Origin of the sequence: Hymenobacter jeollabukensis, assembly GCF_005771675.1 — a bacterium.
Classification (GTDB): domain Bacteria; phylum Bacteroidota; class Bacteroidia; order Cytophagales; family Hymenobacteraceae; genus Solirubrum; species Solirubrum jeollabukense.
The window spans coordinates 690755-716279 of sequence record NZ_VAJM01000001.1; the positions used below are offsets into that span (position 1 = coordinate 690755).

Here is a 25525-nt window from a genome sequence, read left to right on the forward strand (position 1 = left end):
CGGCCCGCCGACGCCGTACACGGTGGCTGTACCCTTTTCGCGCTGACTTATGTGGTGGATGTACGCTCTGCTTTCCGCTTTCTTCGCCGCCCTCACGGCCGTGCTGGCCAAAATCGGCATCAAGGGCGTCGACTCCAACCTGGCCACGGCCGTGCGCACGGCCGTCATTCTGGTGCTGGCCTGGGGCATCGTGTATTTCCGCGGCGGGCTGGAGCAGGTGCACACGCTCACGCGCCAGAACCTGCTGTTTCTGGGCCTCTCGGGCCTGGCTACCGGGCTGTCGTGGCTGTTCTATTTCCGGGCCTTGCAGCTGGGCAAGGTGTCGCAGGTAGCGCCCGTCGACAAGCTGAGCGTGGCCCTGGCCATTGTTTTGTCGGTGGTGTTTCTGGGCGAGCGGCTGAGTTGGCAGACGGGCCTGGGCGCGGGGCTCATCATCACGGGCACCCTGGTGCTGATCTGGGGCTAAGAGGGTGTTTGGATTTCCATAAAAAGGATTCTTGAGCGTCAAGCAGAGCCCCGCGACGCATGACCAAGTTCTAAAATCCCCGACACACTCTTAGCCGGTAGTCGGGGCTGCTTTCTTTCGGCCTCTCACCGGCTCAGCGCGCCACGGCGGCCAGCTCGGCTTCGTCGATGAGCACCACACCGGGGCTGATGCCGGCCTGGTAGGTGACCAGGGCCCCGTCGCGGCGCTGCTGGTAGGCGGCGGCCACGTGGCGCACGAAGGTATCGGCGGCGGCGGCGGGCAGCAGGTTCAGGGTGCAGCTGCTCAGGCCGCCGAGCATGCAGGCGCCCAGGGTGCCGGGGTAGTCCTGGGCAATGAGCACCAGCTCGTCCAGCTCGGGGCAGCTCACGGCGTAGTCGTTGCGCAGGCCGGCGTGGGCGGCGTACATCTGCTGGCCTAGGGCGCGCACGTTGCCGGCCTGCAGGTGCATGGCGGCCAGCTCCACGCGCTGGTTTTCGGCCAGCACGAAGGCGCAGCGCCGGTACACCGACTCCCCCATTTCCTGGCGGTAGCGGTGCAGCTGCATGGGCGTCACCTCGCGCAGGCTGCGCAGCTCGGGGTAGTGGCGGCGCAGCACGGCCAGGCCGCGGGCGCATTCCTCGTGGCGCACGGCGTAGCCCGCGCTAGCCCGGCTGCGCGAGATGCCCGCGTCGCAGAGCACGAAGCGGTACTGCGCGGCGTCGAAGGGCAGCAGCTCCACTTCTAGCGTGCGGCAGTCGAGGCGGGGCAGGTGGCCGGGGCTGCCGCACAGCGCGGCCACATAGTCGATGAGGCCGGCGGGGTGGTCGGCTTCGAGGTACTCGGCGCGCTGGGCCAGGCGGGCCAGGGCCAGGCCGTCGAGGCGGGCGTCGAGCAGCTGGTTGAGGGCAAAGGCCAGGCCGCTGGCCACGGCGGCGGCCGGCGAGAGGCCCGCCCCCACCGGAATGTTGCCGCCAAACATGCAGTCGAAGCCCGGCAGCGCGTAGCCCAGCTGCTGAAAGCCGGCGGCCACGCCCAGCAGCCGGTACATCCACGACTTGGCGCCGGGCGGGCCGGTGGCGGCCAGCGGGGCTTCCACCATCACGTCGGAATCGTAGGAATAGAGGCGCACCCGGCCGGTGTGGTTCAGGGCCACGGCCACCACGGCTTCGCGGTCGAGGGCGGCGGGCAGCACCCACCCCTGGTAGTGCTCCAGGTGCTTGCCGAGCAGGGTGACGCGGGCCGGGGCGCGCACCACCACGGGCGCAGCCCCGAAGTGCAGTTGAAAATCGGCCGCGAGGTCGGCGGCCAACGAAGAGGCACCCATAAGAAGTCGGAGACGAAGCCGGCGCGGGCAACACGCAAGGCGCGGCTGCTCAGCGGGCGGAAGGGGTTGAAAGCCGAAACAGGGACGGTAACAACCTTCGGGGGTGGGCTCGGACGAAGGGGCGCGGGGGAAGGCCTGGCCGGGCCCTGCTGGCACCGGGCTAGTCTCTTCTGGGGAAAAATAACAAGAAAATCAGTAGCCGACGATATAGTCGACCCAGCATAACGGCCGAAAGCCGATGATTTTTGCAATCAGCCGCGCCGCAACCGGCTGGCAGCTAGCGGCTCGGTGGCGCAGTAAAAATTGTCGGCGCAACGCCTAGCGCAGCGCATTTCGACCGTTACTCTCCCGGTTGGGCCGGGTACGGCTGTTCCGCCATCGGGTACCGCATCAGATTGGCGGAAGAAGGATAATGCGGCTTTTCCGGCGCGTCTTATAGGACAACCGCTTACTTTTTTGGGCCGGGAATATGCTCCCCTGCTCGCAGATTTCGCTGCACGCTGCTGACCTGTCTTTTCGTAAACCGCCCCTGCGGACTAACCGCATAAGCGGTGACGACCGAATCCAGCACGTTTGGCTCGCTTTCCGAATCCGAAGCGTTTTCTTCGAGCACCGTCGCGAGTAGCTCCCCGTGGCTTGCCAGGCGCATCGATGCCTCCGCGTGCCATTGCCCATCCATGCCACGGCCCGCTACTCGCATCGAGTCCAGCACCGCCGAGCCATCCGACGACGTAGTCAGGTACACCAAATCCTCGCAACAGTCTTCGTGACGCCACAGCACCGGCACCAGCGTGTAACCTTGGCAGCGCAGCGTATCCAGCACCAACAGATCCGTGTACTGGCTGTAGTCTTTGAAAAAGCTCGGTAAACCCGGGTTCTGGCGCATCATCTGCTGCACGTCGTCAGTGCTCAGCCGCTTGTGCGTTTTCGCAATTGTGGCCAGATCGTACACCGGCAGCGCACAGGCAGCAGGGGTGGTCACGGGCGCAGGTGCCGCCGAGAGAGGAGCAGCAGGCTCTGCTGGTTTTTCTTCCGGAGCTGAGGTGCAATTCCCCAAAAGCGAAGCCACCACCAATACGAGAGAGGAGTTATAGTTTTTTTGCCGAAGCATGAGAGAAACAAATGCGTGAAGACTGCGGAGGTCAGCAGCGGCCCATAAGCTACAGCCAAAACCGACCCGCCCCTACAGCGCCTTGGTAAACGCCACCTTAATCTTCACCTGGAAGTCGCCGATGACTTTGAAGATTTCCTTCAGGGTCACCTGCTCCACCTGGGTCAGCGTCTTGGGGTCGAGGTAGTTGGTGGCGGCGCGGCGGTCCGAAATGAGCTGGCGGGCCTGCTTCTTGAGGCGCATGCCCATCAGGTAGTAGTAGGCCTGCAGCAGCTCCTCGTACTCGCGCTCCTTGAACACACCCAGCTCGCGCAGGCGGGCCAGCCGCTCGCCGGTGTTGGTGCCGGGCACCTGCCGCTGCAGGGCGTACACGCGCACCAGGTCCACGATGGGCGTCATGGCTTTCTTCAGGTCAAACACCTGCTGGCCTTCCTGGGCGAAAGTGCGGAAGCCGCGGAAAAAGGTCAGCGGGGGCTCGTACTGCAGGGCGTTTTTGGCCAGGAAAAACAGGAAGCGCTCCGATTTGCCGGCCTGCAGCTCGTCGCGCACGAAGGCCTGCAGCTCCTGCACCAGCGCGGCGTCGCCGTAGAGGTGGCGGCAGTCGAAAAAGGTGGCGAACTGCATCACCGTTTCGGGCACCGACTCGCGAATCCACGCCTGGTAGTTGCGCTTCCAGTGCGAGAGGGAGTGCGTCCACTTGGGGTTCTTGGCCATGAAGCCGCCCGTGCAGTAGTGCAGCCCGATGTGGTTCAGCTCGTCCGACACGGCCTCGGCGAAGCGCAGGAAGTAGGCGCGCACCAGCTCGCGCTGCTCATTGGCCTTGTCCTCGTAAATGATGGCGTTGTCCTGGTCGGTGACGAGCGTCTGCTCCTGCCGGCCCTCGCTGCCGAGCACCATGAAGGCGAAGCGCGCCGGGGCCGGGCCGTGGGCCTCCAGCACGTGCTCGATGACCTTGAGGGCAATGGTATCGGCCACGGTGCTGATGACCTGGTTGACGATTTCGGGGCGCACGCCGCGGGTCAGCAGCTGGTTCACCATGTCGGGCACCATGTCCCAGCGGCGCTTCAGCTCCCGGGTGCTCTGGGCCAGCTTCACGGCCTGGATGAACATAAACGGCGACTGCGCCAGGTCCGACAGCAACTTGTTGCGGCTCAGAAAACCCACATAGCGGCCCTCGCGCTCCACCAGCAGGTAGCGCGTCTTGGTCTGAAACATGAGCAGGATGGCCTCGTGCACGTAGGCCGCGCTCGGGATGGAAACCAGCGGGGTGGCCGCCACCTCCCCTACCGGCCGCGTGGCGTCGAGGCACTTGGCCACCACCGCGTCGCGCAGGGTAATGTCGGTGCAGTAACCGACGAGGTTGTCGCCGCTCTCGTCGGTCACGAACAGGCAGCTGACCTTGGCCGTGCCCATGCGCCGGGCCACCTGGAAAATGGGCGTGCTGGCCGGCGCCGCCACGATGGGCCGCACTTCCAGCGAGTCGATGCGGCGCGAGAACAGCTGGTCGGCGACGAGGAAATTCTCTTCGGGCGGCGAGGCGGGCTTGACGAAGTGCGCGTACTCGTCGTCGAGCATGCGCTGGCCGAAGCGGTGGGTGAAATACTGAAAAAACGGCTCGTAGGCCAGGCACAGGGCCCGAAAGTCGCGGCGCGGTAGTTGCAGCACCCGGGTGCCGGCGCGGGCCACCACGGTGCGCAGGCTGCGCTTTTTGTTGAGCAAGATGGACATGCCCCCGTAGCAGGTGCCCGCGCCGTAGACCTCGGGCAGGCGCTGGCGCTGCTCGCTGTCGAGGAAAAACGTGTCGTAGGCGCCCTCTACCACGATGTCGAGGTGGCGCAGCTTGGTCGCGTCCTGCTGGTAGAGCAGGGTTTTCTGGGGGTACTTCACTTCCTCCAGCAGCTCCACCACGCCGGCCAGCACCTCGTCGGGCAGGAAGGCAAAGGGCTCCACGGTGCGCAGAAAGGCTAAACGAGTGTCCATAGCAGGGCAAGTAAGAGCAGAACGAGAAGCAAGGCGCCGCCCACGAGCAACAAGGAGCGGGGTGGCCACACGGCGGCGGGCCGGCCGGTGGGCGGCTGCAGCGGCGGCTGCCCGCTCAATACGTCGGGCGGGATGCGGCCGAGGCGCCGCAGCTCGAAAAAGCAGCGGGCGGTGGCGGCGGCGTCTTCACGGGCGTCGTGCAGGCGGGGCAGGGCCTGGCCCAGCAGCAGCTCGTGCAGCTCGGCCAGGCGGCGGTAGCGGCGGTGGGTGCCGTCGTCGGGGCGGCCGCTGACTTTCATGGTGCAAAACTGCGGCAGGGCCGGCAGCGGGTTGGGCAGCCCGGCGCGGTGCAGCGCGGCCCCGATGACGTGAAAATCGAGCTGCAGAAAGTAGCCGATGACGCGCGGCTGGTACTGCGCCAGGTCAGCCAGCAGGCGCTGCAGCACCGGGCCGGGAGGCTGGCCGTGCTGGTGCAAAAACGCCGGGGTGATGCCGTGCACGGCCACCGCGGCGGCCGGCATGGAGCCCGCGGGAATCTGCAGGAAGTGGTTTTCCTCCTTCACCAGCTCACCCGCGGCGGTGTAGATCTGCCAGGCCAGCTGGGCCACGTGGGGCCACTGGCCCGAGGCGTAGGGCTGGTCCCAGCGGCGCGGCAGGCCGGTGGTTTCGGTGTCGACAAAAAGCAGGTACTGGGTCAAGCCGGGGGCGGAAAAGCGGGTAGCCGGCCGCAATGATAGCGGCTGCGCCCGGAACCGGCACCGCTCCCAGCCGCCCCGGCGCTACCTTTGCCCGCCGCGCAACCCACCGGGTTGCCGGCCAGTACCTATCGACTTCACTTCCAGTTTGCCGCCATGCCCACGTTCCGCCAGAAACTCCTGAAGCTGCTCTACCCCCTGATCATGCGCCTGAGCAAGTCCAGCAGCCGCGGCAAGGTGCTGGAAAACAAGCAGCGCGCCGCCGCCCCGGCCTCGTTCTACGACCTGGCCGGCACGCTCAACTCGGGCCAGCCCCTGCCCTTCCGCGACCTGAAAGGCAAGCAGGTGCTGCTGGTCAACACGGCCTCCAACTGCGGCTTTACCGGGCAATACGAGGAGCTGCAGCAGCTGCAGGAGCAGTACGGCGAACAGCTGGTGGTGCTGGGGTTTCCGGCCAACGACTTTGCCGAGCAGGAAAAAGCCGACGACCACGCCATCAGCCAGTTCTGCCAGGTGAACTTCGGCGTGTCGTTTCCCTTGATGAAGAAGAGCGTGGTGGTGAAGCAGCCCCAGCAGAACGCCGTGTACCAGTGGCTCAGCGACGCCCGCCGCAACGGCTGGAACGAGCAGGCCCCCGACTGGAACTTTGCCAAGTACCTCGTCGGCCCCGACGGCCGGCTGACGCACTACTTCGGCCCGGCCGTGTCGCCGCTGAGCCCGGAAGTGACCAGCCAGCTCGGTTCCCGCTAACCTCCGCCGATTCTACCAACGCAACAAGGCCCGCCGACGCAATGTCGGCGGGCCTTGTTCTTTCTGCCACCCGACCGGCACCCCGCTTCGGGCGGAGCCAGCGTCGGGCCTGGCATCGATTCGGGGATTAGTCGGCGTCTTCGCCCCCGTCGGCGGGGCTGCGCTGGGTGCCGGGGCGGTGGCCGCTGCCGTAGCGCGGGTCGTCGGCCTTCCAGGCGGCGCGCTGCTCGTCGTTGTCGGCGTTTTGGGCGGCGGCTACGGCGTCGGGGTTCTGGTTTTGCTCCACGTGGCCGGGCTGCTCGCGGGGGTCGGCCTGGCGGCTTTCGGCGCTGTAGTCTTCGGTGCCGGGCGCGTTGGGCTTGCGGAATTCGCTGAATTCGTCGGGGTTATCGTTGGCGCCGCTGTTGCTGGCGTGGGGGCGCTTCGGCTCCTCGTTGGGCGAGGAAGGCTGCGCGTGGTCGGGCGTGGTAGCCATGCTGCTGGGTAGAAAATGATGGAACGGATTCCGCGCTGGCGGCACCTGTCGGCACGCGCCGCCAGCCGGCTTGTGCTTCCTCATACGGCACAGGACCGGGCTTGGCTGCCGGTTTGCCCGCGGCAGTAGCCTCCGTCTTGCGTTTTGGCCACCCCGAATACTGACAAGCAGGAACTTACAATTACGGTGCGCCGGGCGCGGCTGGCGGCCCCGGCCAAACCGCTGCGAACCGACCGGGCCAACCCGCGGTGGCGGGAACTGGCGGCTTCGTACCGCCAAGCCATTAAATACGCAATTCCCCTCGCCCTAAGCCAGCACAAGTATCGTGCTCGGCCATGATTAATGTCATCCTTTTTGTCCGCCGGGCCCGGTATACTTGTTACCAGTCGCCGGCCGCTCCCACCAGCGTTTAACCCGCTCACGTTCTGCCTGCTATGAATGCCTTCCCACACCTCTCCCGACCGGTAGCCCCCGCCTGCCTGCCCTACCGCGCCGCCGGCCCGTCGCCCGCCATTGCGCCCGCTCCCACGACCTGGCAGCCGGAGCAGGCGGGCATTCTTTCGCCCGAGCTGTACGGGCTCGACGTGAGCCTGGAGTTTCTCGGCGCGGCCCAGACGGTGACGGGCTCCAAGTACGTGCTCACGCTCAGCCGCGGCCCGCACCAGCAGCGCCTGCTGGTCGACTGCGGCCTGTTTCAGGGCCTGAAGGAGCTGCGCCACCGCAACTGGGACGCGCTGCCCATAGACGTAGCTGCGCTCGATGCCGTGGTGCTCACCCACGCCCACATCGACCACAGCGGCTACCTGCCCAAGCTGGTGAAAGACGGCTTCCAGGGCCCGATTTTCTGCACCGAAGCCACGGCCGAGCTGCTGCGCATCCTGCTGCTCGATTCGGCCAGGCTGCAGGAGGAAGAAGCCGCTTACGCCAACGCGGAGGGCTTCTCCAAGCACCACCCGGCCCGGCCGCTCTACACCGTGGCCGACGCCGAGCAGGTGCTGCCGCTGTTGCGCCCCGCGCCCTACGGCGTGCCGGTGCTGGTAGCCGAGCACGTGCAGGTCACCTTCCACGACGCGGGCCACATCCTGGGCTCGGCCATCGTGGAACTGCAGGTGGAAGGCGCCCGGCAAACCAAGAAGCTGGTGTTTTCCGGCGACCTGGGCCGCTACGACAACCCGGTGCTCTTCGACCCGACGCCCATCCGCGAGGCCGACGTGCTGCTGGTCGAGTCGACCTACGGCGACCGGAACACGCGCACTGCCGACCCGGCCGCCGCCCTGGCCGCTGTGGTGAACGAGGCACTGGGCCGCGGCGGGGTGCTGCTCATTGCCGCCTTCGCCGTGGGCCGCACCCAAACGCTGCTCTACCACCTGCGCGAGCTGCGCCGCCAGGGCCGCGTGCCCGCCGTGCCGGTCTACGTCGACAGCCCGATGGGCATCCGGGTCACCCACCTGTTCGGCAACCACCCGACGGCCCACCGCCTGGGCCACGACAACCCGTTTCACTTCGACGGGCTCACCTTCGTCACCGATCAGGAGCAGTCCAAGGCGCTGAACCGCCTGACCGGGCCGGCCATCATCATTTCGGCCAGCGGCATGTGCACCGGTGGGCGCATCGTGCACCACCTGCACCACCGCCTGCCCCGCCCCCAGGATACGGTGCTGCTGGTGGGCTACCAGGCCGAGGGCACCCGCGGCCGCCGCCTGCAGGACGGCGAGCGGGAAATCAAGATGTTCGGCGACTGGGTGCCGGTGCGCTGCCACGTGGCCGAGCTCGACGGCTTTTCGGCCCACGCCGACCGGGGCGAATTGCTGCGCTGGCTGCACGGCTTTCAGCAGGCGCCCAAGCGCACGTTCGTGGTGCACGGCGAGCCGGCCGCCGCCGCCAGCCTGGCCCAAACCCTGCGCCTGGAGCGGGGCTGGGCCAACGTGACCGTGCCCGAATACGGCGAGTCCGACGTGCTGTTTACCGGGCTATAGCGGCTGCGGCCTGGCCGGCGCCAAACCTGCTGTCATTGTTTAAGCAAAACCATTCAAGCAGCTCATTCAAAACGTATTACATCCCAACCAACTAATTTTTCTTTCCCCCATGCACGTCACCGTTTTCAGTGCCCATGCCTACGAGCAGCCCCACCTCACCGCCGCGGCGGGCGGGCGGCATGAGCTGCGCTTCGTGGAAACTCCGCTTTCCCTCGATACCGCGGCCCAGGCCGCCGGCAGCCAAGCCGTGGCCCTCTTCACCAGCGACGATGCCTCGGCCCCGGTGCTGGCGCGCCTGGCCGAGCTGGGCGTACGCTACGTGGCCGTGCGCGCCGCCGGCCACGACCAGGTAGACCTGCCCGCCGCCGCCCGCCTGGGCCTGCGCGTGGCCAACGTGCCCGCCTACTCGCCCTATGCCGTGGCCGAGCACGCGGTGGCCCTGATGCTGGCCCTGAACCGCCGCCTGCGCCAGGCCGACCAGCAGCTGCGCCGCCACGACTACCGCCTCGACGGGCTGGAGGGCTTCGACCTGCACGGCAAAACCGTCGGCCTCATCGGCTGCGGGCGCATCGGCGGGGTGCTGGCCGATATCCTGCGCGGCTTCGGCTGCCGCCTGCTTGGCTATGACGTGCAGCCCGACCCGGCGCTGAGCCAGCGCACCGGCCTGCGCTACGTGTCGCTGCCCGAGCTGTGCGCGGCGGCCGACATCGTGTCGGTACACGCCCCGCTGACGGCCGAAACCCGCCACCTGATCGATGCCGACCTACTGGCCCAGCTCAAGCCCGGGGCCATGCTCATCAACACCGGGCGCGGGGCCGTGCTCGACACGGCCGCCGCTCTGGCCGCCCTGCAGTCGGGCCGGCTCGGCTACCTGGGCCTCGATGTGTACGAGCATGAGCGCGGCCTCTTCTTCGAGGACCACCGCCAGGACGCCACCCACGATGCGCTGCTCGACGAGCTGCTGCAACAGCCCAACGTGCTGGTGACCGGCCACCAGGCCTTTCTCACCCGGGAGGCGCTGAGCAATATTGCCACGACCACCGTCGAAAACCTCGATGCCTGGGCGCAGGGCCACCCCGCCGCCCACGAATTGCAGCCCGCCCCGGCGGTGCTGCAGCCAGTCTGCTCGCCGTGAAAACCTCCGATTCCCTGCTCAGCCACCTGACGCGCCCGGCCCTGTACGCCGCCGGGCTGCTGCTGATCGGCTGGTGGCTGGCGGCGCCGCGGCCTGACGGACTCGTCGCGGTGCCGTTGGCCGTTTCACCTGGGCTGCCTGTGCGGGCCGTGGCGGTCGACGCCGTGCTGCCGGGCGAAACGCCGGTAGCGCACTGGCTGCGGGTGCTGCTCGACACCGTGCCGACCACCGGCCGGCCGCGCCTGCAGAGCGAGGCGGCCGTGCGGATGCTGTACGGGCCGGCGCCGGCGCCCGTCTGGACGCACGCCGACGGCACCCTCACGCCCTCGGCTGAGGGCCTGCTGACCCTGCTGGAGCAGGCACCGGCCTATGGGCTGCAGCCGGCGTACTATGGAATGCCGCGCCTGCAGGCCCTGCGCGACTCCCTGGCCGGCCCCGCGGATGCGCAGCTGCCGGCGCGGCAGGCCCGCTTCGAGGTGTACCTGAGCGACGCCGCCCTCAGCTTCATGCGCGACCTGCACCGCGGCCGCCTACGTCCCGCCACGCCCTCGCCCGCGGAGCGCGCCAGCGGCACCACGTTCAGCCCCGCCGACACCCTGCGCCAAGCCCTGGCCGACGCCGACGTGCGGGCGGCGGTGCTCCGTTGCCAGCCCCGGCACCGCGAGTACCGCCGGCTGCAGGCGGCGCTGGCCCGGTGGCTGCGCCAGCCCGTGCCGGCCGATTCGGCGGCCCGCTGGCAGGCCCGCTACGAGCAGGTAGCCCTGAACCTGGAACGCTGGCGCTGGCGGGCCCTGCCCGAATCGGAGTACGTGCTCGTGAACCTGCCCGCCTACGAGCTGCTGGTGGTGCGCGGCGACACCGTGCGGCAGCAGCACCGCGTGATAGTGGGCAAGCCCCGGACGCCCTCGCCCACGCTCAGCAGCCACATCCTGTACTTCACCCTGGCCCCCGACTGGTACGTGCCGCGCTCCATCGCCACCAAGGAGCTGCTGCCGCGCGTGAAGGCCGACCCCGGCTACTTGGCCCGCAACCACTACGCGCTCTACGACAGCCGGGGCCGGCCCCTCGACCCGTGGCAGGTGGCCTGGTCGGGGGTGACGTCCGGGAATTTCAGCTACATCATCCGCCAGACGGCGGGCTGCGACAACGCTCTGGGCAACATCGTCTTCCGCTTCCCGAACCCCTACTCCGTGTACCTGCACGATACGCCCGTGCGCCAGCTCTTCGAGCAGCCGCAGCGGGCCCTGAGCCACGGCTGCATGCGGGTGGCCGAGCCCATGCGCCTAGCCGCCTACCTGCTGCGCCGCGAGGGCCAGTCCGCGCAGCTGCCCGACGAAGCCACCTGCGCCCGGGATGCCCGCTCCCGGAACGTGTGGCTGCGCCGCCCCATGCCCCTGCACGTGTGCTACGCCACCTGCGCCGTGGAGCAGGGCCAGCTGCGCTTCTACCCCGACATCTACCAGCGCGACGCGCCCCTGCGCCGGGCCCTGGCCGCGGCCCTGCCCCAGCCCTAGCCCCGCTTTCGGCAATTTCCCGGCTGACAGAAATCATTGCCAATGCCCTCCGGTCGGGGCCACCTTGCCTGAGCAGATAGCCGGCCCCAGTGGCCGGGCTCTGTTCATCTCCACCCGTTCACTTAACCTGCTTTGGCCATGACGCTCAACCAGATTCAAAATGCGCCCACAATGCCACCGGCAGGCGAGCTGAAGTCCCTGTCGCTGATTGTGCTGACCAACTTCTTCCCGGCCGCGCACCGGGCCGTGCGCTACGCGGCCGAGCTGGCGGCGCCGCTGGGGGCCCAGCTCGTGTTGCTGCACGTGCGGGAGGTTTCGGTGCTCGATGGGGAGCTGCTCGACCAGCCCAGCCAGGAGCGCGACGGGGAGCTGCTGATGGCCGTGCAGGCCCTGGCCGACGAGGTGTACGTGCCCACCAGCATCGAGCTGGTGCCCGACCTGCAGCTGAGCACCGCCGCCGCCCTGCTGCACCGGTACACTCCGGCCGTGTTCGTGCTCGGCCAGGCCGCCGAGGTGGAGCAGGACGCGCCCGTCAGCCAGGCCGTGCTGGACGTGCTGCGCAGCGGCGAGTTTCCGCTGCTCATCGTGCCCGAAGCGTACCGGGGCCCCGCCGTGCCCACGCACGCGCTGGTGGCGGCCGATGGTGACCCGTTCCGGCTGGAGCACCCCGGCCCGGCCCTGCAGCTGCTCAAGCAGTTGGAGCCGCGCCTGACGGTGGCCACCGTGTCGGCGGCGGCGGAAGACGCGGTGTGCGCCACGGCCCTGCGGCAGGTGCACAGCGCCGGGCTGGCCGCCACCGCCTGCCACACCGACGTGGAAGCCATCCGACACCAGTCGCCGGTGGGCGGGCTGCTGCAGGCCGTGGCCCAAACCCCGGCCGACCTGCTCGTGCTCATTGCCCGCCGCCACAGCTTCCTGAGCGCGCTGTTTCACCGCAGCGTCACCAGCCGCCTGCTGCGCACCTGCCCCGTGCCCATGCTGCTGCTGCCCGCCGCCGACTAGCTTCCGCCGACCCCGCTTTTCCCTACTGCCATGGCCTTCACCTTCCTCGTTCTAGCCAGCTTTTACCCGCCCGAGCAGCGGGCCCTGCGCTACGCCGACGCCCTGGCCAGCGCCCAGGGCGGCCACCTGGTGCTGCTGCACGCCCACCGCGCCTCGCTCTACGACCCCTACATGTTTGCCGGCGAGGCCTGGCGCCGCCAGGAGCTGGCCCAGGATGCCGACGCGGCGGCCCTGCTGCGCGAGCTGGCCGGGCAGCTGCGGGCGCCCGCCACGGTGGAGCTGATGACCGACCTGCTGCCCACCATGCTCCCGGCCCTGACGCAGCGCTACGCCCCGGCCCTGTTCGTGCTGGGCCTGCCCGCCGCCGGCCCCGAAGCCGCCGGGCAGGTGAGCACGGCCGCCCTGGAGCTGCTGCGCGCCGCCCAGTTTCCGGTGCTGCTCGTACCCGAAGCCACCACGGCCGCCGACCTGCCCCAGCGCGTGCTCATCGCCGCCGACCGCGAAGCCTTCGGCCTGGCCCCCACCAGCGAAGCCGCCGCCGGGCTGCTCCAGACGCTGGGGGCCGATTTCACCGTCGCCTACGTGTCGGAGGTGGAGGATGACGCGGGGTGCGCGCGGGCCTTGCGGGCGGTGCAGGCCAGCGGGGTGCTGGCGCCCGAAACCACGGTGGAGCTGCGCGGCTGCCTGGCGCCCGATGCGGCCACCGGCCTGCTGGGCGCGGCCGAGGAAGTCGGCGCCGACCTGCTGGTGCTGCTGGCCCGCTCGCGCAGCTACCTCGGCGAGCTGTTTCACCGCAGTGTGACGGCCGCCGTGATTGAGCGCAGCACGCTGCCGGTGCTGCTGCTGCCGGTCGTGGAGGCCGATGCCGTGCCCCTGACGGCCGACCTGCAGCAGCAGGCGCAGGGGTAAGCAGCGGGGCACCGAATCGGGCCGCCACGGGGCTGATTTTGGCCGGCCGGCGGCATGATATACGTCACGTTTTCGGGTAACGTGCGTCATGGAACCGGGCTCAGCAAACGTGGATATTTACTTACTCCACAGCCTGTTGCCCCATGAACCATTTGCTCGACACGCTTTCCTTGCCGCCGCCCGCTGATGCGGAGCTGGCCGCCGCCGTCCACCGGCAATACTCCCTCAAGCCCGGCGTACACGACACCCGCATTCAGGTGGCCGTGGTGCGGGGCATCGTGCGCCTGACGGGCTTCACCGACAACCTCCTCTCGCTGGAACGCGCCGAGGAGCTGGCCCGGGCCGTCAACGGCGTGCGTGGCGTAGTCAACGAGCTACAGATGCGCACGGCCGACCTGGCCGACGAGCTGCTGCAGCAGCGGGCCGCCGCTTTGATTCTGGCCGAGTGCGGCCCCCACCCCAGCGTGCAGGTCACGGTGCAGCACGCCACCGCCACCCTCAGCGGCGTGGTCGATTCGTGGGTGGTGAAGCAGTGGCTGCTGCGCGTGGTGAAGCAGGTGGTGGGCATCTGGCACGTACAGGACCGCCTGGCCTGCACCGGCGCCCAGGGCATCAGCGACGCCGACCTCAGCCTGTACCTCGACGAGCAGCTCAGCTGGGACGCCTACCTGCGCGCCGACGGGGTGGACGTGCAGGTGCAGCGCGGCCGGGTACGCCTGCGCGGGGCCGTCGACTCGGACTGCACCCGCAGCCGGCTGGTAGCCACGGCCTGGGCCGCCGGCGCCACCGCCGTCGACGCCGGGCAGCTGGCCGTGGGCGTGTGGGCCCGGCCGCCCGCCGAGCCCCGCGCCCCGCGTCTGCGCGTGCCCGATAGCGCCAGCGAGCAGGCCATTCACGACGCCTGGCAGCTGGATGAGCGCCTGGGCACCGATCTGCCCGCCCTGCAGGTCGTCAACGGCGTGGCCACGCTCAACGGGGCTGTGAGCACCGTGCGGGCCCGCCGCGCCGCCGAGCAGGACGCCCGCAATGCCACCGGCATCTGGCACGTCAACAACCACTTGCGCGTGTGGCCGCGCCGCCTGCCCGACGACGCGGAGCTGCTACACACCCTGCAGCGGGCCCAGGCCCACGACGCCTACGTGCAGGCCCTGCCGGTGGAATGGGTGGTCGACCACGGCCGCGCCATCCTGCGCGGCACCGTGCCCGGCCACTTCGAAAAAGCCCGCCTGGAAGAGCTGGCCGCCGGCACGGCCGGGGTGCTCAGCGTCGTCAACGGGCTGCTGGTGCAGACGCACGCCAGCCTACCGCCCCGCCCGGCCGCGCCCTCCGATTATCCGCCGGCCCTGGTGGCCTGAGCGTTGCTTCGCCTTCGGGGCGCTGACCCTGCTCCCTCCTACCTGTTTCCCACCCTTTTTTCGCTTTTCGTCATGACTCAGAACATAGGTTCCTACGACCGGGTAATTCGCATGGCCCTGGCCGCGGCAATTGCCGCCGGCCTGCTGGTGCTCGGCAAGCAGTTCAGCGCCCCCGAACTGCTGGCCTGGCTGCTCATTCCCCTGTTTCTGCTGCTGACCGGCGCCATCGGCTACTGCCCGCTCTACGGCGTGCTGGGCCTCAGCACCCACCGCCCCTGGCAGCGCTGAAAACTTGAATTCAAGGCCCTGCCACGCGGGTTACCCAACCCGCGCTGTTGCCCTCCTCCTTCCCAACCCATCTCGCCATGCACCCCGCCTTTGTCGTTCTCACCGATTTTTCGCCCGCCGCCGAGCGGGCGCTGCGCTACACCACCCGGCTGGCCGAGCAGGTCGATGGCCGGCTGGTGCTGCTGCACGTGTACCAGGACCCGCTGCTGGAGCCCGAAGCCGCCATGGTGACCCTGCCCATGGTGCTGCAAAGCCGCAAGCAAATTCTGGCCGAACTGGCCGAGCGCGCCCGGCAGCAGGCCCTGCCCACCGAAACGCACCTCTCCATCGATACGCTCGGCGACGCTGTGACCGAGGTGGTAGCCCAGCACCACCCTCTGCTGCTGGCGCTCGGCCGCGAGCAGCACAGCACCATGATTGACCGCCTGCTGCGCCACCAGGCCGGCCCTATCCTGCAAACCGCCCGCTACCCCCTGCTGCTGGTGCCCGAATGCTGGTCCGCCGATGCCGCTCCGCGCCGCCTCGTGGTGGCCGCCGACGACCACGGCTTCTGGCTCACGCCCCAGTCCCTGGCCCTGGGCGAGCTGATTGCCCGCTGGCAGCCCAGCACCACCGTCGTGCACGTAGGTCCGGCCCACGGCCCCTCGCAGGCCGCGGTGGGCTTCGAGGCCGTGCGCCGCTGCGAGCTGTTCGGCCCGCTTTCCGACAACAGCCTCTACGAAGTGCGCGAGGAAGCCACCGCCACGGGCATTCTGCACGCCGCCGCCGAACTGCAGGCCGACATGCTGGTGGTGCTGGCCCGCCCGCACACGTTTCTGGACGGGCTATTTCACCGCAGCGTCACGGCCCAGCTGCTGCAGCACAGCCCCGTGCCCGTGCTGGTGCTGCCCACCATGCACTGACGCCGTCCGGGTTTGGCAGGTAGCCGCGGCTACCGCGCTTCTGGGGCCGGGGCAGCGGGCGGGGCCAGTGCCAGCAGCTTTTCCTCCAATTCCCGGGCGGCCTGGGCGCAAACGGCTTCGATCTTGGAAAACGCGGCCAGCAGCCCCATCATGGTTTCCTGGCTGGGGCCGGCGCCGCTGGCCAGCAGCTGCTCGGCCGTGCTCTGCATGGATTTGGTGATAAGCTCGAATTCCGGCGGCATGCCCACGGTGGCAAAGGTGGGAATCAGGGAATGCGCGGCGAGCTTCAGGCCCGGCCAGTCTTTTTCGGCCAGGGCCTTTTTTACGGCCTGCACCAGCTGCGGAATTTCCTGCAGATACAGGCCAAGCATTTCCGCCAGGCGCGCGTCGCTTTTGGTGATGCGCTTCAGGTAGTCCAGGTTGACGCAGCTCCGGGGCGGGGGCGGCCCCGCGGCGGCCGGGGCAGGCGCCGCGGGCTGAGCCGGGGCATCCTGCTTCAGAAACTTGACGATTTTGCGGTACAGCAGCCGGTCGTCAATCGGCTTGGTGATGTAGTCGTTCATGCCCACGGCCTGGCATTTGGCCACGTCCACCGACGTCACGTCGGCCGTGAGGGCAATGATGGGGACGCTCAGGCCCAGTTCCTGCCGGATGTAGGCCGTGGCCTCAAACCCGTTCATGACCGGCATCTGCAAGTCCATGAGCACCAGGTCGTAGGGGGCGGCGCGCAACATGTCCAGGGCCTGGCTTCCGTCGACGGCCACGTCCATGTGAAAGCCGAAGTCTTCCAGCAGGGTCTTCATCAGCAGCTGGTTCAGGGCAATGTCCTCCACCACCAGGATGCGCGCGTGCTGCAGCCCCGGTTCCTGCTCGACGGCCAGGGGCAGGTCGGCCTCGGGCAGGGCGGTGGTTTTGCCGAAGCGCAGCACGAAGCTGAAGGTCGAGCCCACGCCCACCCGGCTTTTCACGTCGACGGTGCCACCCTGCGCCTCCACCAGGTTCTTCACGATGGCCAGACCCAGGCCCGTGCCGCCGTAGAGGCGGGCAGTGCCGCTGCTGGCCTGCTGGAAGTCGTCGAACACGGCGCTCAGCTGGGCCTGCTCGATGCCGATGCCGGTATCGGTGACGGCAAACTCCAGGATAACGTGGTCCGCGTCCTGCACCAGCCGCCGCACGCCCACGGTGATGCTGCCCGCGCTGGTAAACTTGACGGCGTTGCTCACCAAATTGAGAATGATCTGGTGCAGGCGCACCGGGTCGCCTAGCAGCACCTCCGGGATGCGCGGGTCGTAATCGAGCACCAGGGCCAGGTTTTTTTCCTGGCACTTGGCTTCGAACAGGTGCACCATGGCCGCCACTGAGGCCGCCAGCCGGAACGGAATCTGCTCGAACGTCATCTTGCCCGCGTCCACCTTGGCCAGGTCCAGAATGTCGTTGATGAGCACAATGAGCGTGTCGCCGCTGAGCTTGATGGCCGTCAGGTATTCGCGCTGCTTGTCGGTCAGCTCGGTTTTCAGCACCACCTTCGTGAAGCCGATGATGGCGTTCATGGGCGTGCGGATTTCGTGGCTCATGTTGCTCAGAAACTGCTGCTTGGCCTTCACCGCGCTTTCGGCTTTGGCCTGGGCCTCTTCGGCCAGCACCGTGGCCCGCTCCGCCGCGAACCGGGCCTCGATCAGCTCGGAGGCAATGCGCTTCTGCTCGGTTACGTCGCGGGCCACCACCACCACGCCCAGCACCCGGCCTTCGTCGTTGCGGTACACCGACCCGTTGAAGAGCACGTCGGTGAGCTTGCCGCCCTGGTGGCGCAGGGTCAGGGGCGCGTCGGCCACGGTGCCCCGGGCAAACACCTCCTGGTACACCTCGCGCGCCATCTGCGGGTCGGTGAAATACGCGAAGAAATCGGAGCCGATCAGCCGGGCGCGGTCCAGGCCGGTGATGTTCACCGTAGCCTGGTTCATGTCCGTGATTTTGCCTTCCGGACTGATGGTAATCAGCGGGTCGCGGCTGGCCTCGATCAGGCCCCGGGCGTAGTTGGCCACGCGCAGCTCGGCCGCCCGCTTCACCTTTTCTTCGTTCTGGAAGGCCAGCTCCCGGTTGGCCACCACCAATTCGGCCGCCCGCTTCTCCTTTTCCTCGTTCTGGAAGGCCAGCTCCGCATTCGCGATGAGCAGCTCCTGGGCGCGTTTCTCCTTTTCCGCGTTCTGAAACGCCAGTTCCCGGTTGGCAATGCGGAGCTCCGCCGCGCGCTTCTCCTTCTCGTCGTTTTGAAACGCCAGTTCCTGGTTGGCCGCGCGCAATTCCTGGGCACGCTTCTCCTTCTCGTCGTTCTGAAACGCCAGCTCCTCGTTGGCCAGGAGCAGCTCATCGGCCCGCTTGGCCTTTTCCAGCTGCTGAAGCGCCAGCTCCTGGTTGGCCAGGCCCAGCGCCGTCGCCCAACTAGGTTCGGCCGCATCCCGCACCTGGTACACCGCGCCCGAGGCATTGCCGTCCTCGTCCTTGGTCGCCGCGCCGCTGACCAGCACTTGGGTCGGCGCCTGCCGGGCCGGGCGCAGCACGAGCGGCACGTCGCGGACCGCCCCCTGGGTTACGACTTCGTGGTGAAGCTCCCGCAGGGCCTCTGGCTCGGTAAACAAGCGGAAGAAATCGATTCCCGGCACGGCGTCGCGGGCCGCGCCCGTGAGCGTCAGCGCCGCCTCATTGCAGGCGACGATGCCGCCCTGCAGATCGACGGTAACCACCATATCCGGGCTGGCTTTCGGGCGGGCCGGATCATTCGTTTCGCTTTCCGTCATCGTGCAGGGGTTGCCCGCCGGGCCGGCAGGCGTTGACTTGTTTACCGGGAAATACCCCATGCGCCCGGGCATCCGCTGCAGGCGGACCCGCGAGTGGGCAAGGACGGCCAACGGGCCGTGCTTCAAAAAGGCCGGATCGGGTAAGCTCCAACCGCTAAGGCCCGGGTAAGATACCGCCTTTCGGGGGCCCGGGCCCGGCGCGCCGCTCACGGGCCCGGCCGCTGCGCCGAATCGGGCCGGCCAGCCCGGGTGCCGCGCGGAGCTGTTCTTCCCGCCTTACTCCCGGTGACGCGAAAAATAAACGGCAATCTGCCCCTGAGCCCGGGGCAGGAGCCGCTTCCCGGCAAAATAAAAAGCCCGTTTCTGGCGCAGAAACGGGCTTTTCAGCAGAGAGGATGGGATTCGAACCCACGATGACCTTTTGGGCCATACACACTTTCCAGGCGTGCTCCTTCGACCACTCGGACACCTCTCTAGGTTGCGGAAAGCTGCGCAAAGTAACGCGGCATTTCGCACATCTGCAAGCCGCTAGACGCGGATACCGGTGCCGGCGGCCGGGCCGAGCGAGATTTCGCCGCGTAAGTCGCTCATCAGCAGGCGGCGGGTGGTAGCGGCATCGTGGCCTAGGCCGAGCACGTACATGAGCTTGGTGATGGCCGCCTCGGTGGTAATGTCCTCGCCGCCGATGACGCCGAGGTCGGTGAGGTGGGCGCTGGTTTCGTAGCGGCCCTGGATGACGCGGCCCTCCTCGCACTGGCTCACGTTAAGCACGAACACGCCCCGCGCGGTGGCTTCGCGTAGGCACTCCAGAAACCACGGGCTGGTGGGCGCATTGCCCGAGCCGTAAGTTTCGAGCACGCAGCCGCGCAGGTCCTCGGCGCCGAGGATGCCGCGCACGGTGCGCTCGGTGATGCCGGGAAAGAGCTTGAGGATGACCACCCGGTCGTCGAGCTGCGGGTGCACGCGCAGGGGGCCGGCGGGCAGCAGGCGCACCAGGCTGTCATCGAATTCCAGCTCGATGCCGGCCCGGGCCAGCGGCGGGTAATTCTCGCTCTTGAAGGCCGAGTAGTGCTGGCTTTCCACCTTCTTGGCCCGGCAGCCGCGGATGAGCACGTCGTTGAAGAACACGCAGACTTCGGGCACGCGCACGGTGCCGGCCCGGGGGTGCCGGGCGGCGGCAATTTCCAGGGCCGTGACCAGGTTGCGCCGCGCATCGGTGCGGATGCGGCCCACCGGCACCTGCGCCCCGGTGAAGATGACGGGCTTGCCTAGGTTTTCCAGCAGATAGCTCAGCGCGGCGGCCGAATAGGCCATCGTATCGGTGCCGTGCAGCACCACGAAGCCGTCGTACTGCGCGTAGTGCTGCTGCAGGATGCCAGCCAGCATCAGCCACTCGGCGGGCGTCACGTTGCTTGAGTCGATGGGCTCGGGCAAGCTCAGCACCGACACCTGCATGCCCAGATGGCGCATTTCGGGTACCTGCTTGCGGATCTGGGTGAAATCCATTGGCACAAGCTCGCCGCGCTTGTTGACCGACATGCCCACCGTGCCGCCGGTGTACACCACCAGCACCGAGGCCGGCCGTTCCCCGGCCGCCGAGGCCGGCGCTTCAACGATTATTTGAGGCTCCAAAGGGGGGAAGAAAGGGAGAGTTTAGACTGGACAAAGGTGCCACATTTACCAGATACCCCCAGATACGCCGGCCGAGAAAAGCACGTCGGGGCCCTACCGGGCCGGCGTCAACTACCGCCGCTCCTCTCCCGCCCGCCCGGATTGACACCATGGCTTGACTTTTTCTCCCCCTTCAGCCCAGTGAAACGATGAATTAGAACGGGAGCCGGGGTATTTTGTACGACGTCGAAACAAATACAGAACAGTGTTCATTATATTTGCATCGTAAACACACCTCCCTCCGCCGTGGGCATTGCCGACCGAAAGCTGCGCGAAAAAACCGAACGCCGCCAGGCCATTCTGGACGCGGCTCTGCACCTGTTCACCCAGCAGGGGTTTGAGAAGGTGAGCATGCGCAACATTGCCGACACCATCGAGTACAGCCCGGCAACTATCTACCTCTATTTTAAGGACAAAAACGAGCTGCTACTGGCCCTGCAAACCCAGGGCTTTGAGCTGTTGGTGCGGGAGTTGGGCGTCATCACGTCCATCGAGCACCCGGCCGAGCAGCTGCGGGCCGTCGGGGAGCAGTTTCTGGGCTTTGCCTTCCGCCATCCGGAGCTGTTCGAATTGATGTTCATCATGAGCGGGCCGATGGTGGCTGCCCAGGCCTGCGCGGGCGCCAATGCCTGGCCCGGGGGTGGCTCGGCCTTCGCGCAGGTGGTCGGCATCGTGCAACGCGGCATTGATAAAGGGGTATTCCGGCCGCAGAACGCCGAAAGCGCGGCGCTGATGGTGTGGGCGCAGGTGCACGGCCTGGCCGCCCTGCACTTGCGGCAGCGGCTGGTGGTGCTGCCCGAGGAACGCCGGCTCCCCGCCATGCAGGAAGCCCTGACCTTGTTCTACGACCTTATCAGAAGGGCACTGTAACCCTATTTTTTTACCCTTATTCTAAACACTGTAATCTTTTTAACCACCAGTAACGAACGTCTCGGACAAGACCGGAGTTTCTGCTCACTTTCTTTTCCCTTTTGCCATGAAACAGATTCTGATTACCGGCGGCAGCGACGGAATCGGGCGGGCGGCCGCGCAGCTGCTGGCCGCCGAGAGGGCCGCCCTCACGCTGGTGGCCCGCGACCCCGCAAAGCTGCAGGCCGCGCTGGGCACCCTGGCCGGCAGCGGGCACCGCAGCCTGGTCGCCGACCTCTCGACGCCCGCGGGCATGAGCCTGGTGGCGAAGCACATCGACGAAAACCGCTACGATGCGTTCATCAACAATGCCGGGGCGGGCATCTACGGCCGCTTCGCCGACCTGCCCCTCGCCCAGCAGCTCGACCTCATGCACCTCAACATGGACGCGGTGGCCGTACTGGCCCACCACTACCTGCGGCAGGCCCGGCGCGGCGACGCCCTGGTGAATACCGCCTCGACGGTGGGGCTGACTTCGTTGCCCGGCACGGGCGTGTACACGGCCACCAAGGCCTTCGTAGGCATTCTGAGCGAGACGCTGTGGTGGGAAATGAAAGACCGGGGCGTCTACGTGATGAGCTTCAACCCCGGCGCCACCGGCAGCAGCTTCCACACGGCGGCCGGCGGCGGGAAAGACACCTTCTCTTCCATGCAAACGCCGGAAGCCGTGGCCCAGGAGCTGGTGCGGGCGCTTCGGCGGCGCAGCCGGCCCCGCGTGGTGTCCGGGTCCATGAACCGCCTGCTGGTGTTTTTCAGCCGGCTGCTGCCCCGTAAAAGTACCATCAACCTGATGGGCCGGTTCAGCCCCGCCACTGCCGGCTAAAGCGGCCCCCGTTTTCTATTCTTCCCCCTGCCCGATATGAAAGCCTTTCTGGTAACCCGCTACGGCAAAAACGAACCGTTGCAGCTCACCGAAACCCCACCGCCCACCCCGCAAGCCGACGAGGTGCTGATTGAGGTCCACGCGGCCAGCGTAAACCAGCTGGATTCCAAAATCCGCGACGGGGAATTCAAGCTGATTTTGCCCTACAAGCCGCCGTTCGGGCTGGGCCACGACGTGGCGGGCACCGTGGTGGCCGTCGGGGCGCGGGTAAGCCGGTTCCGGGTCGGCGACGCGGTGTACGCCCGCCCGGCCGATTTCCACATCGGTACGTTCGCCGAGCTGATTGCCGTGCCGGAAGCCGATGTGGCCCACAAGCCGCGCAACCTTACGATGGCGGAAGCCGCGGCGGTTCCGCTGGTGGGCCTCACGGCCTGGCAGGCCCTTGTGGAGCGGGCTCAGCTGCGGCCGGGGCAAAAAGTATTTATCCAGGCCGGCTCGGGCGGGGTGGGCACCGTTGCCATCCAGCTGGCCAAGCACCTGGGCGCCTTCGTGGCTACCACCACCAGCGCGGCCAACGCGGAGCTGGTCCGGCGCCTGGGCGCCGACGTGGTGATTGACTACAAAACCCAGGATTTCGAAGCCCTGCTCAGCGACTACGACGTGGTGCTCAACAGCCAGGACGCCAAAACCCTGGAAAAGTCGCTGCGGATTCTCAAGCCCGGCGGCGTAGTCGTATCCATCTCCGGGCCGCCCGACGGCGCATTTGCCCAGGAAGCCGGCCTGCCCTGGTACGTCCGGGTCGTTGCCCAGCTGCTGAGCTTCAGCATCCGCCGCAAGGCCCGGCAGCTGGGGGTGCGCTTTACTTTCCTGTTTATGAAAGCCAACGGCCAGCAACTGGAGCAACTCACCCAGCTGCTGGAATCCGGGATTATCAAGCCCGTGGTGGACAAGACGTTTCCGTTTGCGCAAACCAACGAGGCGCTGGCCTACGTGGAAACGGGACGGGCCAAGGGCAAGGTCGTGGTGAAGCGGCAGTAATACGCCCCGCCAAGCTGCATACTGCTGCTCGCGCACCGGGCGGCGGCCACCGCCTGAGACGGTTCCCCCGGCTCCGGCCCGGGCCGACAGCTTGCCAGGATTCAGGGCTTACCCCGGCCATACTACTGGTAGTCCGTCCTTTTTCAGCCGGACCGCGTCTTGTGCCTGCGCCCGGCCGCCGATGGAAAGTCGCCCCTTTACAGCTTGAACAGCTCCGCCGCGTTGCGGGTGGTGGCTTCGGCTATTTCGGCTACGTCGCGCTGCAGCAGGTCGGCGACGCGCTGGGCAATGAGGGGCAGGTAGCTGGGCTCGTTGCGCTTGCCGCGGTGGGGCACGGGGGCCAGGTAGGGGCAGTCGGTTTCCAGCAGCAGGTGCTCCAGGCCGATATGGGGCAGCACCTGGTCGAGGCCGCCGTTTTTGAACGTGGCTACCCCGCCGATGCCGAGCTTGAAGCCCAGCTTGATGGCGCGTTCGGCCTCCTCTTTCGTTCCGGAAAAGCAGTGAAACACGCCCGTGAGCGTGCCATCCTGGGCGGCTTCCACCAGCGCGGCGGTTTCGTCGAAAGCCTCGCGGGTGTGCAGCACGATGGGCAGTCGGTGCTTTTTGGCCAGGTCGAGCTGCACTTTCAGCGCCTCCTGCTGCCAGGCCAGGGTGGTTTTGTCCCAGTACAAATCGACGCCGCACTCCCCTACCGCCACGAACGGGCGCTTCGACAGCCAGTCTTCCACCCGGTACAGCTCCTGCTCGAAGTCCTTGAGTACGTGGCAGGGGTGCAGGCCCATCATGGCGTGGCAGTGCCCGGGGTGCCGCGCCTCCGTCTCCAGCATCACGTCGATGCTGGTGTGGTCGATGTTGGGCATCAGGATGGTACGCACGCCGGCGGCGTAGGCCCGCTCCAGCGCCGCGTCGCGGTCCGGCTTGAACTGCTCGGCGTAGATGTGGGCGTGGGAATCGGTCAGGACCACGGATTTAGACGGATTTTCCGGATTGCACGGATTTGGTGGACGATTGGGGCAAAGCTAGGGGGTAACACGTGACAAGTAACACGTGACAAGTAACACGTGACAGGTTTGGGCTTGACTGGTGACGGGCGAAGATGACTGGGCATTGCGCGAGGCGTAATCGGTGTACAAGTCTTCCCAATGGCAGGAATGACGGCTACCTGTTGCCTGTCACGTGTTACCTGTTACGTGTCACGTGTCACTTACACACTCCCATCACCTCGAATACTGGCGGCCTTTCCACACGAAGGGGCGGCGGCTCAGGCGAAACCACGTCAGGCCCGCCGTGACGGCCAGGGTGTACAGCTCGAACAGCGGCAGCAGGTGCAGCGGGGCGCGGCGGCCTGTTTTGCGGAATGCGCTGCCGGCCAGCAGGCCCTGGGCCAGCATTTTGGCAGTCCAGATGCCCAACACCGCCCCGCCGCCCCAGAGCCAGGCCGCCACCGCCAACGCCGGGTAGAAACCGGCGTAGTAGATCAGGCCGGCCTGAATGTGACCGGGCAGGCCCTCCACCCCGCGCAGCCAGCGCCGCCGCTGGTGCAGCAGCTGCGCCCAGGTGCCGATGGGCAGCGACTCGGCCAGCACGGCGGGCTCGAACAGGTTCAGCCAGCCGAAACCTTTCGCCAGCACGGCCCGAAACAGCTCGTAGTCTTCGGTGACGGAAAACGGTAGGCTCTCGTAGCCGCCCACGGCCTCGTAGGCTTCGCGGGTGATGAGCATGTTGTTGCCCATGGCCGTAACCGGCTGCCCCCGGTCCGACACCATCTGCACCAGCGCCAGCGACATCAGCCAATCCAGCCCCTGCAGGCGGTCGAACAGGCGCGGCCCGGTGACCAGCGTGAGGCCCGTCACGGTACCCAGGCCGGGTCGCAGGTGACCCAGCAGGCCCCGCACCCAGCTGGCGGGCAGGCGGATGTCGGCGTCGGTGATGAGGAATACATCGGCCGTGGCGGCGCGGGCCAGATGGGCCAGCACGTTGGCCTTGCCGCGGGCCGAGCCCAGCGCATCGGTGATGGGCAGGATGCGGAACGTGCCCGCGAAGCCCTGCATGGCGGCCTCGGCCACGGCGGCCGTCTGGTCGGTGCTGGCGTCGTCGCCGAGCAGCACGTCCAGGCACGCGGGCGGATAATCGAGGGCGCGCACGCTGCGCAGGCAGCGGGCTATGACGGCTTCTTCGTTGCGGGCGGCAATGAGGATGCTCACCCGGGGCGGCGCAGCAGGCAGCGGGCGGCCCTGTGGCGCCCGGCGGCGGCTAAACAGCAGCCAGGAGCCCAGCAACACGGCAAACCAGCCGGCGAAGAAGACGAGCAGGAGGAAAGAGGGCAATTAAAAGGAGCGTTTTATCATAAAACCATTAGAACGTCATGTCGAGCTTGTCGAGACATCTCGCGTGCTGATGTCCAATA

General features: G+C 67.5%; 22 protein-coding genes and 1 tRNA gene. 13 read left to right on the forward strand and 10 right to left on the reverse strand.

Annotated features, from left to right (window positions below; translation table 11 throughout):
• The first annotated feature begins 49 nt into the window (after positions 1-49).
• Positions 50-466 (forward strand): EamA family transporter, encoded by a 417-nt coding sequence (locus FDY95_RS02950; protein ID WP_138075214.1) that lies wholly within the window; start codon positions 50-52, stop codon positions 464-466.
• A 133-nt stretch (positions 467-599) separates the two neighbouring features.
• Here the strand turns inward: FDY95_RS02950 and FDY95_RS02955 are convergent, their stop codons facing one another.
• From FDY95_RS02955 to FDY95_RS02970, 4 genes are all read right to left on the reverse strand, one after another.
• Entirely contained in the window at positions 600-1790 is a 1191-nt protein-coding gene (locus tag FDY95_RS02955; protein ID WP_138075215.1) for a galactokinase, read from the reverse strand.
• A gap of 448 nt (positions 1791-2238) precedes the next feature.
• A complete protein-coding gene (locus FDY95_RS02960; protein WP_138075216.1) occupies positions 2239-2901 on the reverse strand; it encodes a hypothetical protein in 663 nt (220 codons plus the stop codon).
• A 72-nt stretch (positions 2902-2973) separates the two neighbouring features.
• Positions 2974-4881, reverse strand: coding sequence for a DUF294 nucleotidyltransferase-like domain-containing protein (locus FDY95_RS02965; protein ID WP_138075217.1), 1908 nt, complete (start codon positions 4879-4881; stop codon positions 2974-2976).
• Positions 4866-5579 (reverse strand): 3'-5' exonuclease, encoded by a 714-nt coding sequence (locus tag FDY95_RS02970; protein WP_171025498.1) that lies wholly within the window; start codon positions 5577-5579, stop codon positions 4866-4868. The genes FDY95_RS02965 and FDY95_RS02970 overlap by 16 nt, the downstream gene beginning before the upstream one ends.
• A 153-nt stretch (positions 5580-5732) precedes the next feature.
• Between FDY95_RS02970 and FDY95_RS02975 the strand changes: the two genes are divergently transcribed.
• The gene (locus FDY95_RS02975; protein ID WP_138075219.1) at positions 5733-6326 is read left to right on the forward strand and encodes a glutathione peroxidase; all 594 of its coding nucleotides are present in this window, start codon (positions 5733-5735) and stop codon (positions 6324-6326) included.
• A gap of 127 nt (positions 6327-6453) precedes the next feature.
• Here the strand turns inward: FDY95_RS02975 and FDY95_RS02980 are convergent, their stop codons facing one another.
• Positions 6454-6801, reverse strand: a complete 348-nt coding sequence (locus FDY95_RS02980; protein WP_138075220.1) for a hypothetical protein — start codon at positions 6799-6801, stop codon at positions 6454-6456.
• Between the two features lie 434 nt (positions 6802-7235).
• Between FDY95_RS02980 and FDY95_RS02985 the strand changes: the two genes are divergently transcribed.
• From FDY95_RS02985 to FDY95_RS03020, 8 genes are all read left to right on the forward strand, one after another.
• Positions 7236-8777 (forward strand): MBL fold metallo-hydrolase RNA specificity domain-containing protein, encoded by a 1542-nt coding sequence (locus FDY95_RS02985; RefSeq protein WP_138075221.1) that lies wholly within the window; start codon positions 7236-7238, stop codon positions 8775-8777.
• A gap of 109 nt (positions 8778-8886) precedes the next feature.
• Positions 8887-9912, forward strand: a complete 1026-nt coding sequence (locus FDY95_RS02990; RefSeq protein ID WP_138075222.1) for a 2-hydroxyacid dehydrogenase — start codon at positions 8887-8889, stop codon at positions 9910-9912.
• Positions 9909-11426: a L,D-transpeptidase scaffold domain-containing protein gene (locus FDY95_RS02995; RefSeq protein WP_138075223.1), complete on the forward strand. Its 1518-nt coding sequence runs from the start codon at positions 9909-9911 to the stop codon at positions 11424-11426. The genes FDY95_RS02990 and FDY95_RS02995 overlap by 4 nt, the downstream gene beginning before the upstream one ends.
• 138 nt (positions 11427-11564) lie before the next feature.
• Entirely contained in the window at positions 11565-12428 is an 864-nt protein-coding gene (locus FDY95_RS03000) for a universal stress protein (protein WP_138075224.1), read from the forward strand.
• A 30-nt stretch (positions 12429-12458) separates the two neighbouring features.
• The gene (locus FDY95_RS03005) at positions 12459-13337 is read left to right on the forward strand and encodes a universal stress protein (RefSeq protein WP_138075225.1); all 879 of its coding nucleotides are present in this window, start codon (positions 12459-12461) and stop codon (positions 13335-13337) included.
• Positions 13338-13480: 143 nt separating this feature from the next.
• Positions 13481-14692: a BON domain-containing protein gene (locus FDY95_RS03010; protein WP_138075226.1), complete on the forward strand. Its 1212-nt coding sequence runs from the start codon at positions 13481-13483 to the stop codon at positions 14690-14692.
• A gap of 72 nt (positions 14693-14764) precedes the next feature.
• The gene (locus FDY95_RS03015; protein WP_138075227.1) at positions 14765-14980 is read left to right on the forward strand and encodes a YgaP family membrane protein; all 216 of its coding nucleotides are present in this window, start codon (positions 14765-14767) and stop codon (positions 14978-14980) included.
• Between the two features lie 77 nt (positions 14981-15057).
• A complete protein-coding gene (locus FDY95_RS03020) occupies positions 15058-15882 on the forward strand; it encodes a universal stress protein (protein ID WP_138075228.1) in 825 nt (274 codons plus the stop codon).
• A gap of 29 nt (positions 15883-15911) precedes the next feature.
• Here FDY95_RS03020 and FDY95_RS03025 read toward each other — a convergent pair whose 3' ends face one another.
• The 3 genes from FDY95_RS03025 to FDY95_RS03035 form a co-directional block, all read right to left on the reverse strand.
• Positions 15912-18677 (reverse strand): ATP-binding protein, encoded by a 2766-nt coding sequence (locus FDY95_RS03025; RefSeq protein ID WP_171025499.1) that lies wholly within the window; start codon positions 18675-18677, stop codon positions 15912-15914.
• 387 nt (positions 18678-19064) lie between these two features.
• A tRNA-Ser gene (locus FDY95_RS03030) sits at positions 19065-19152 on the reverse strand.
• A 53-nt stretch (positions 19153-19205) separates the two neighbouring features.
• Positions 19206-20309 carry an asparaginase gene (locus FDY95_RS03035; protein ID WP_246073908.1) on the reverse strand — a complete coding sequence of 368 codons (1104 nt, stop codon included), beginning with the start codon at positions 20307-20309 and terminating at the stop codon, positions 19206-19208.
• A 285-nt stretch (positions 20310-20594) separates the two neighbouring features.
• Here FDY95_RS03035 and FDY95_RS03040 point away from each other — a divergent pair, with 285 nt between their 5' ends.
• From FDY95_RS03040 to FDY95_RS03050, 3 genes are all read left to right on the forward strand, one after another.
• A complete protein-coding gene (locus FDY95_RS03040; protein WP_138075229.1) occupies positions 20595-21218 on the forward strand; it encodes a TetR/AcrR family transcriptional regulator in 624 nt (207 codons plus the stop codon).
• Positions 21219-21324: 106 nt separating this feature from the next.
• Entirely contained in the window at positions 21325-22080 is a 756-nt protein-coding gene (locus tag FDY95_RS03045) for an SDR family NAD(P)-dependent oxidoreductase (protein ID WP_138075230.1), read from the forward strand.
• Positions 22081-22116: 36 nt separating this feature from the next.
• The gene (locus tag FDY95_RS03050; protein ID WP_138075231.1) at positions 22117-23118 is read left to right on the forward strand and encodes an NADP-dependent oxidoreductase; all 1002 of its coding nucleotides are present in this window, start codon (positions 22117-22119) and stop codon (positions 23116-23118) included.
• A 197-nt stretch (positions 23119-23315) separates the two neighbouring features.
• On the opposite strand, the gene FDY95_RS03055 is transcribed toward FDY95_RS03050, so the two are convergent.
• Both FDY95_RS03055 and FDY95_RS03060 read right to left on the reverse strand, forming a co-directional pair.
• The gene (locus FDY95_RS03055) at positions 23316-24083 is read right to left on the reverse strand and encodes a TatD family hydrolase (protein ID WP_138075232.1); all 768 of its coding nucleotides are present in this window, start codon (positions 24081-24083) and stop codon (positions 23316-23318) included.
• 252 nt (positions 24084-24335) lie between these two features.
• Positions 24336-25445, reverse strand: coding sequence for a glycosyltransferase (locus tag FDY95_RS03060; protein WP_138075233.1), 1110 nt, complete (start codon positions 25443-25445; stop codon positions 24336-24338).
• Positions 25446-25525 lie beyond the last annotated feature (80 nt).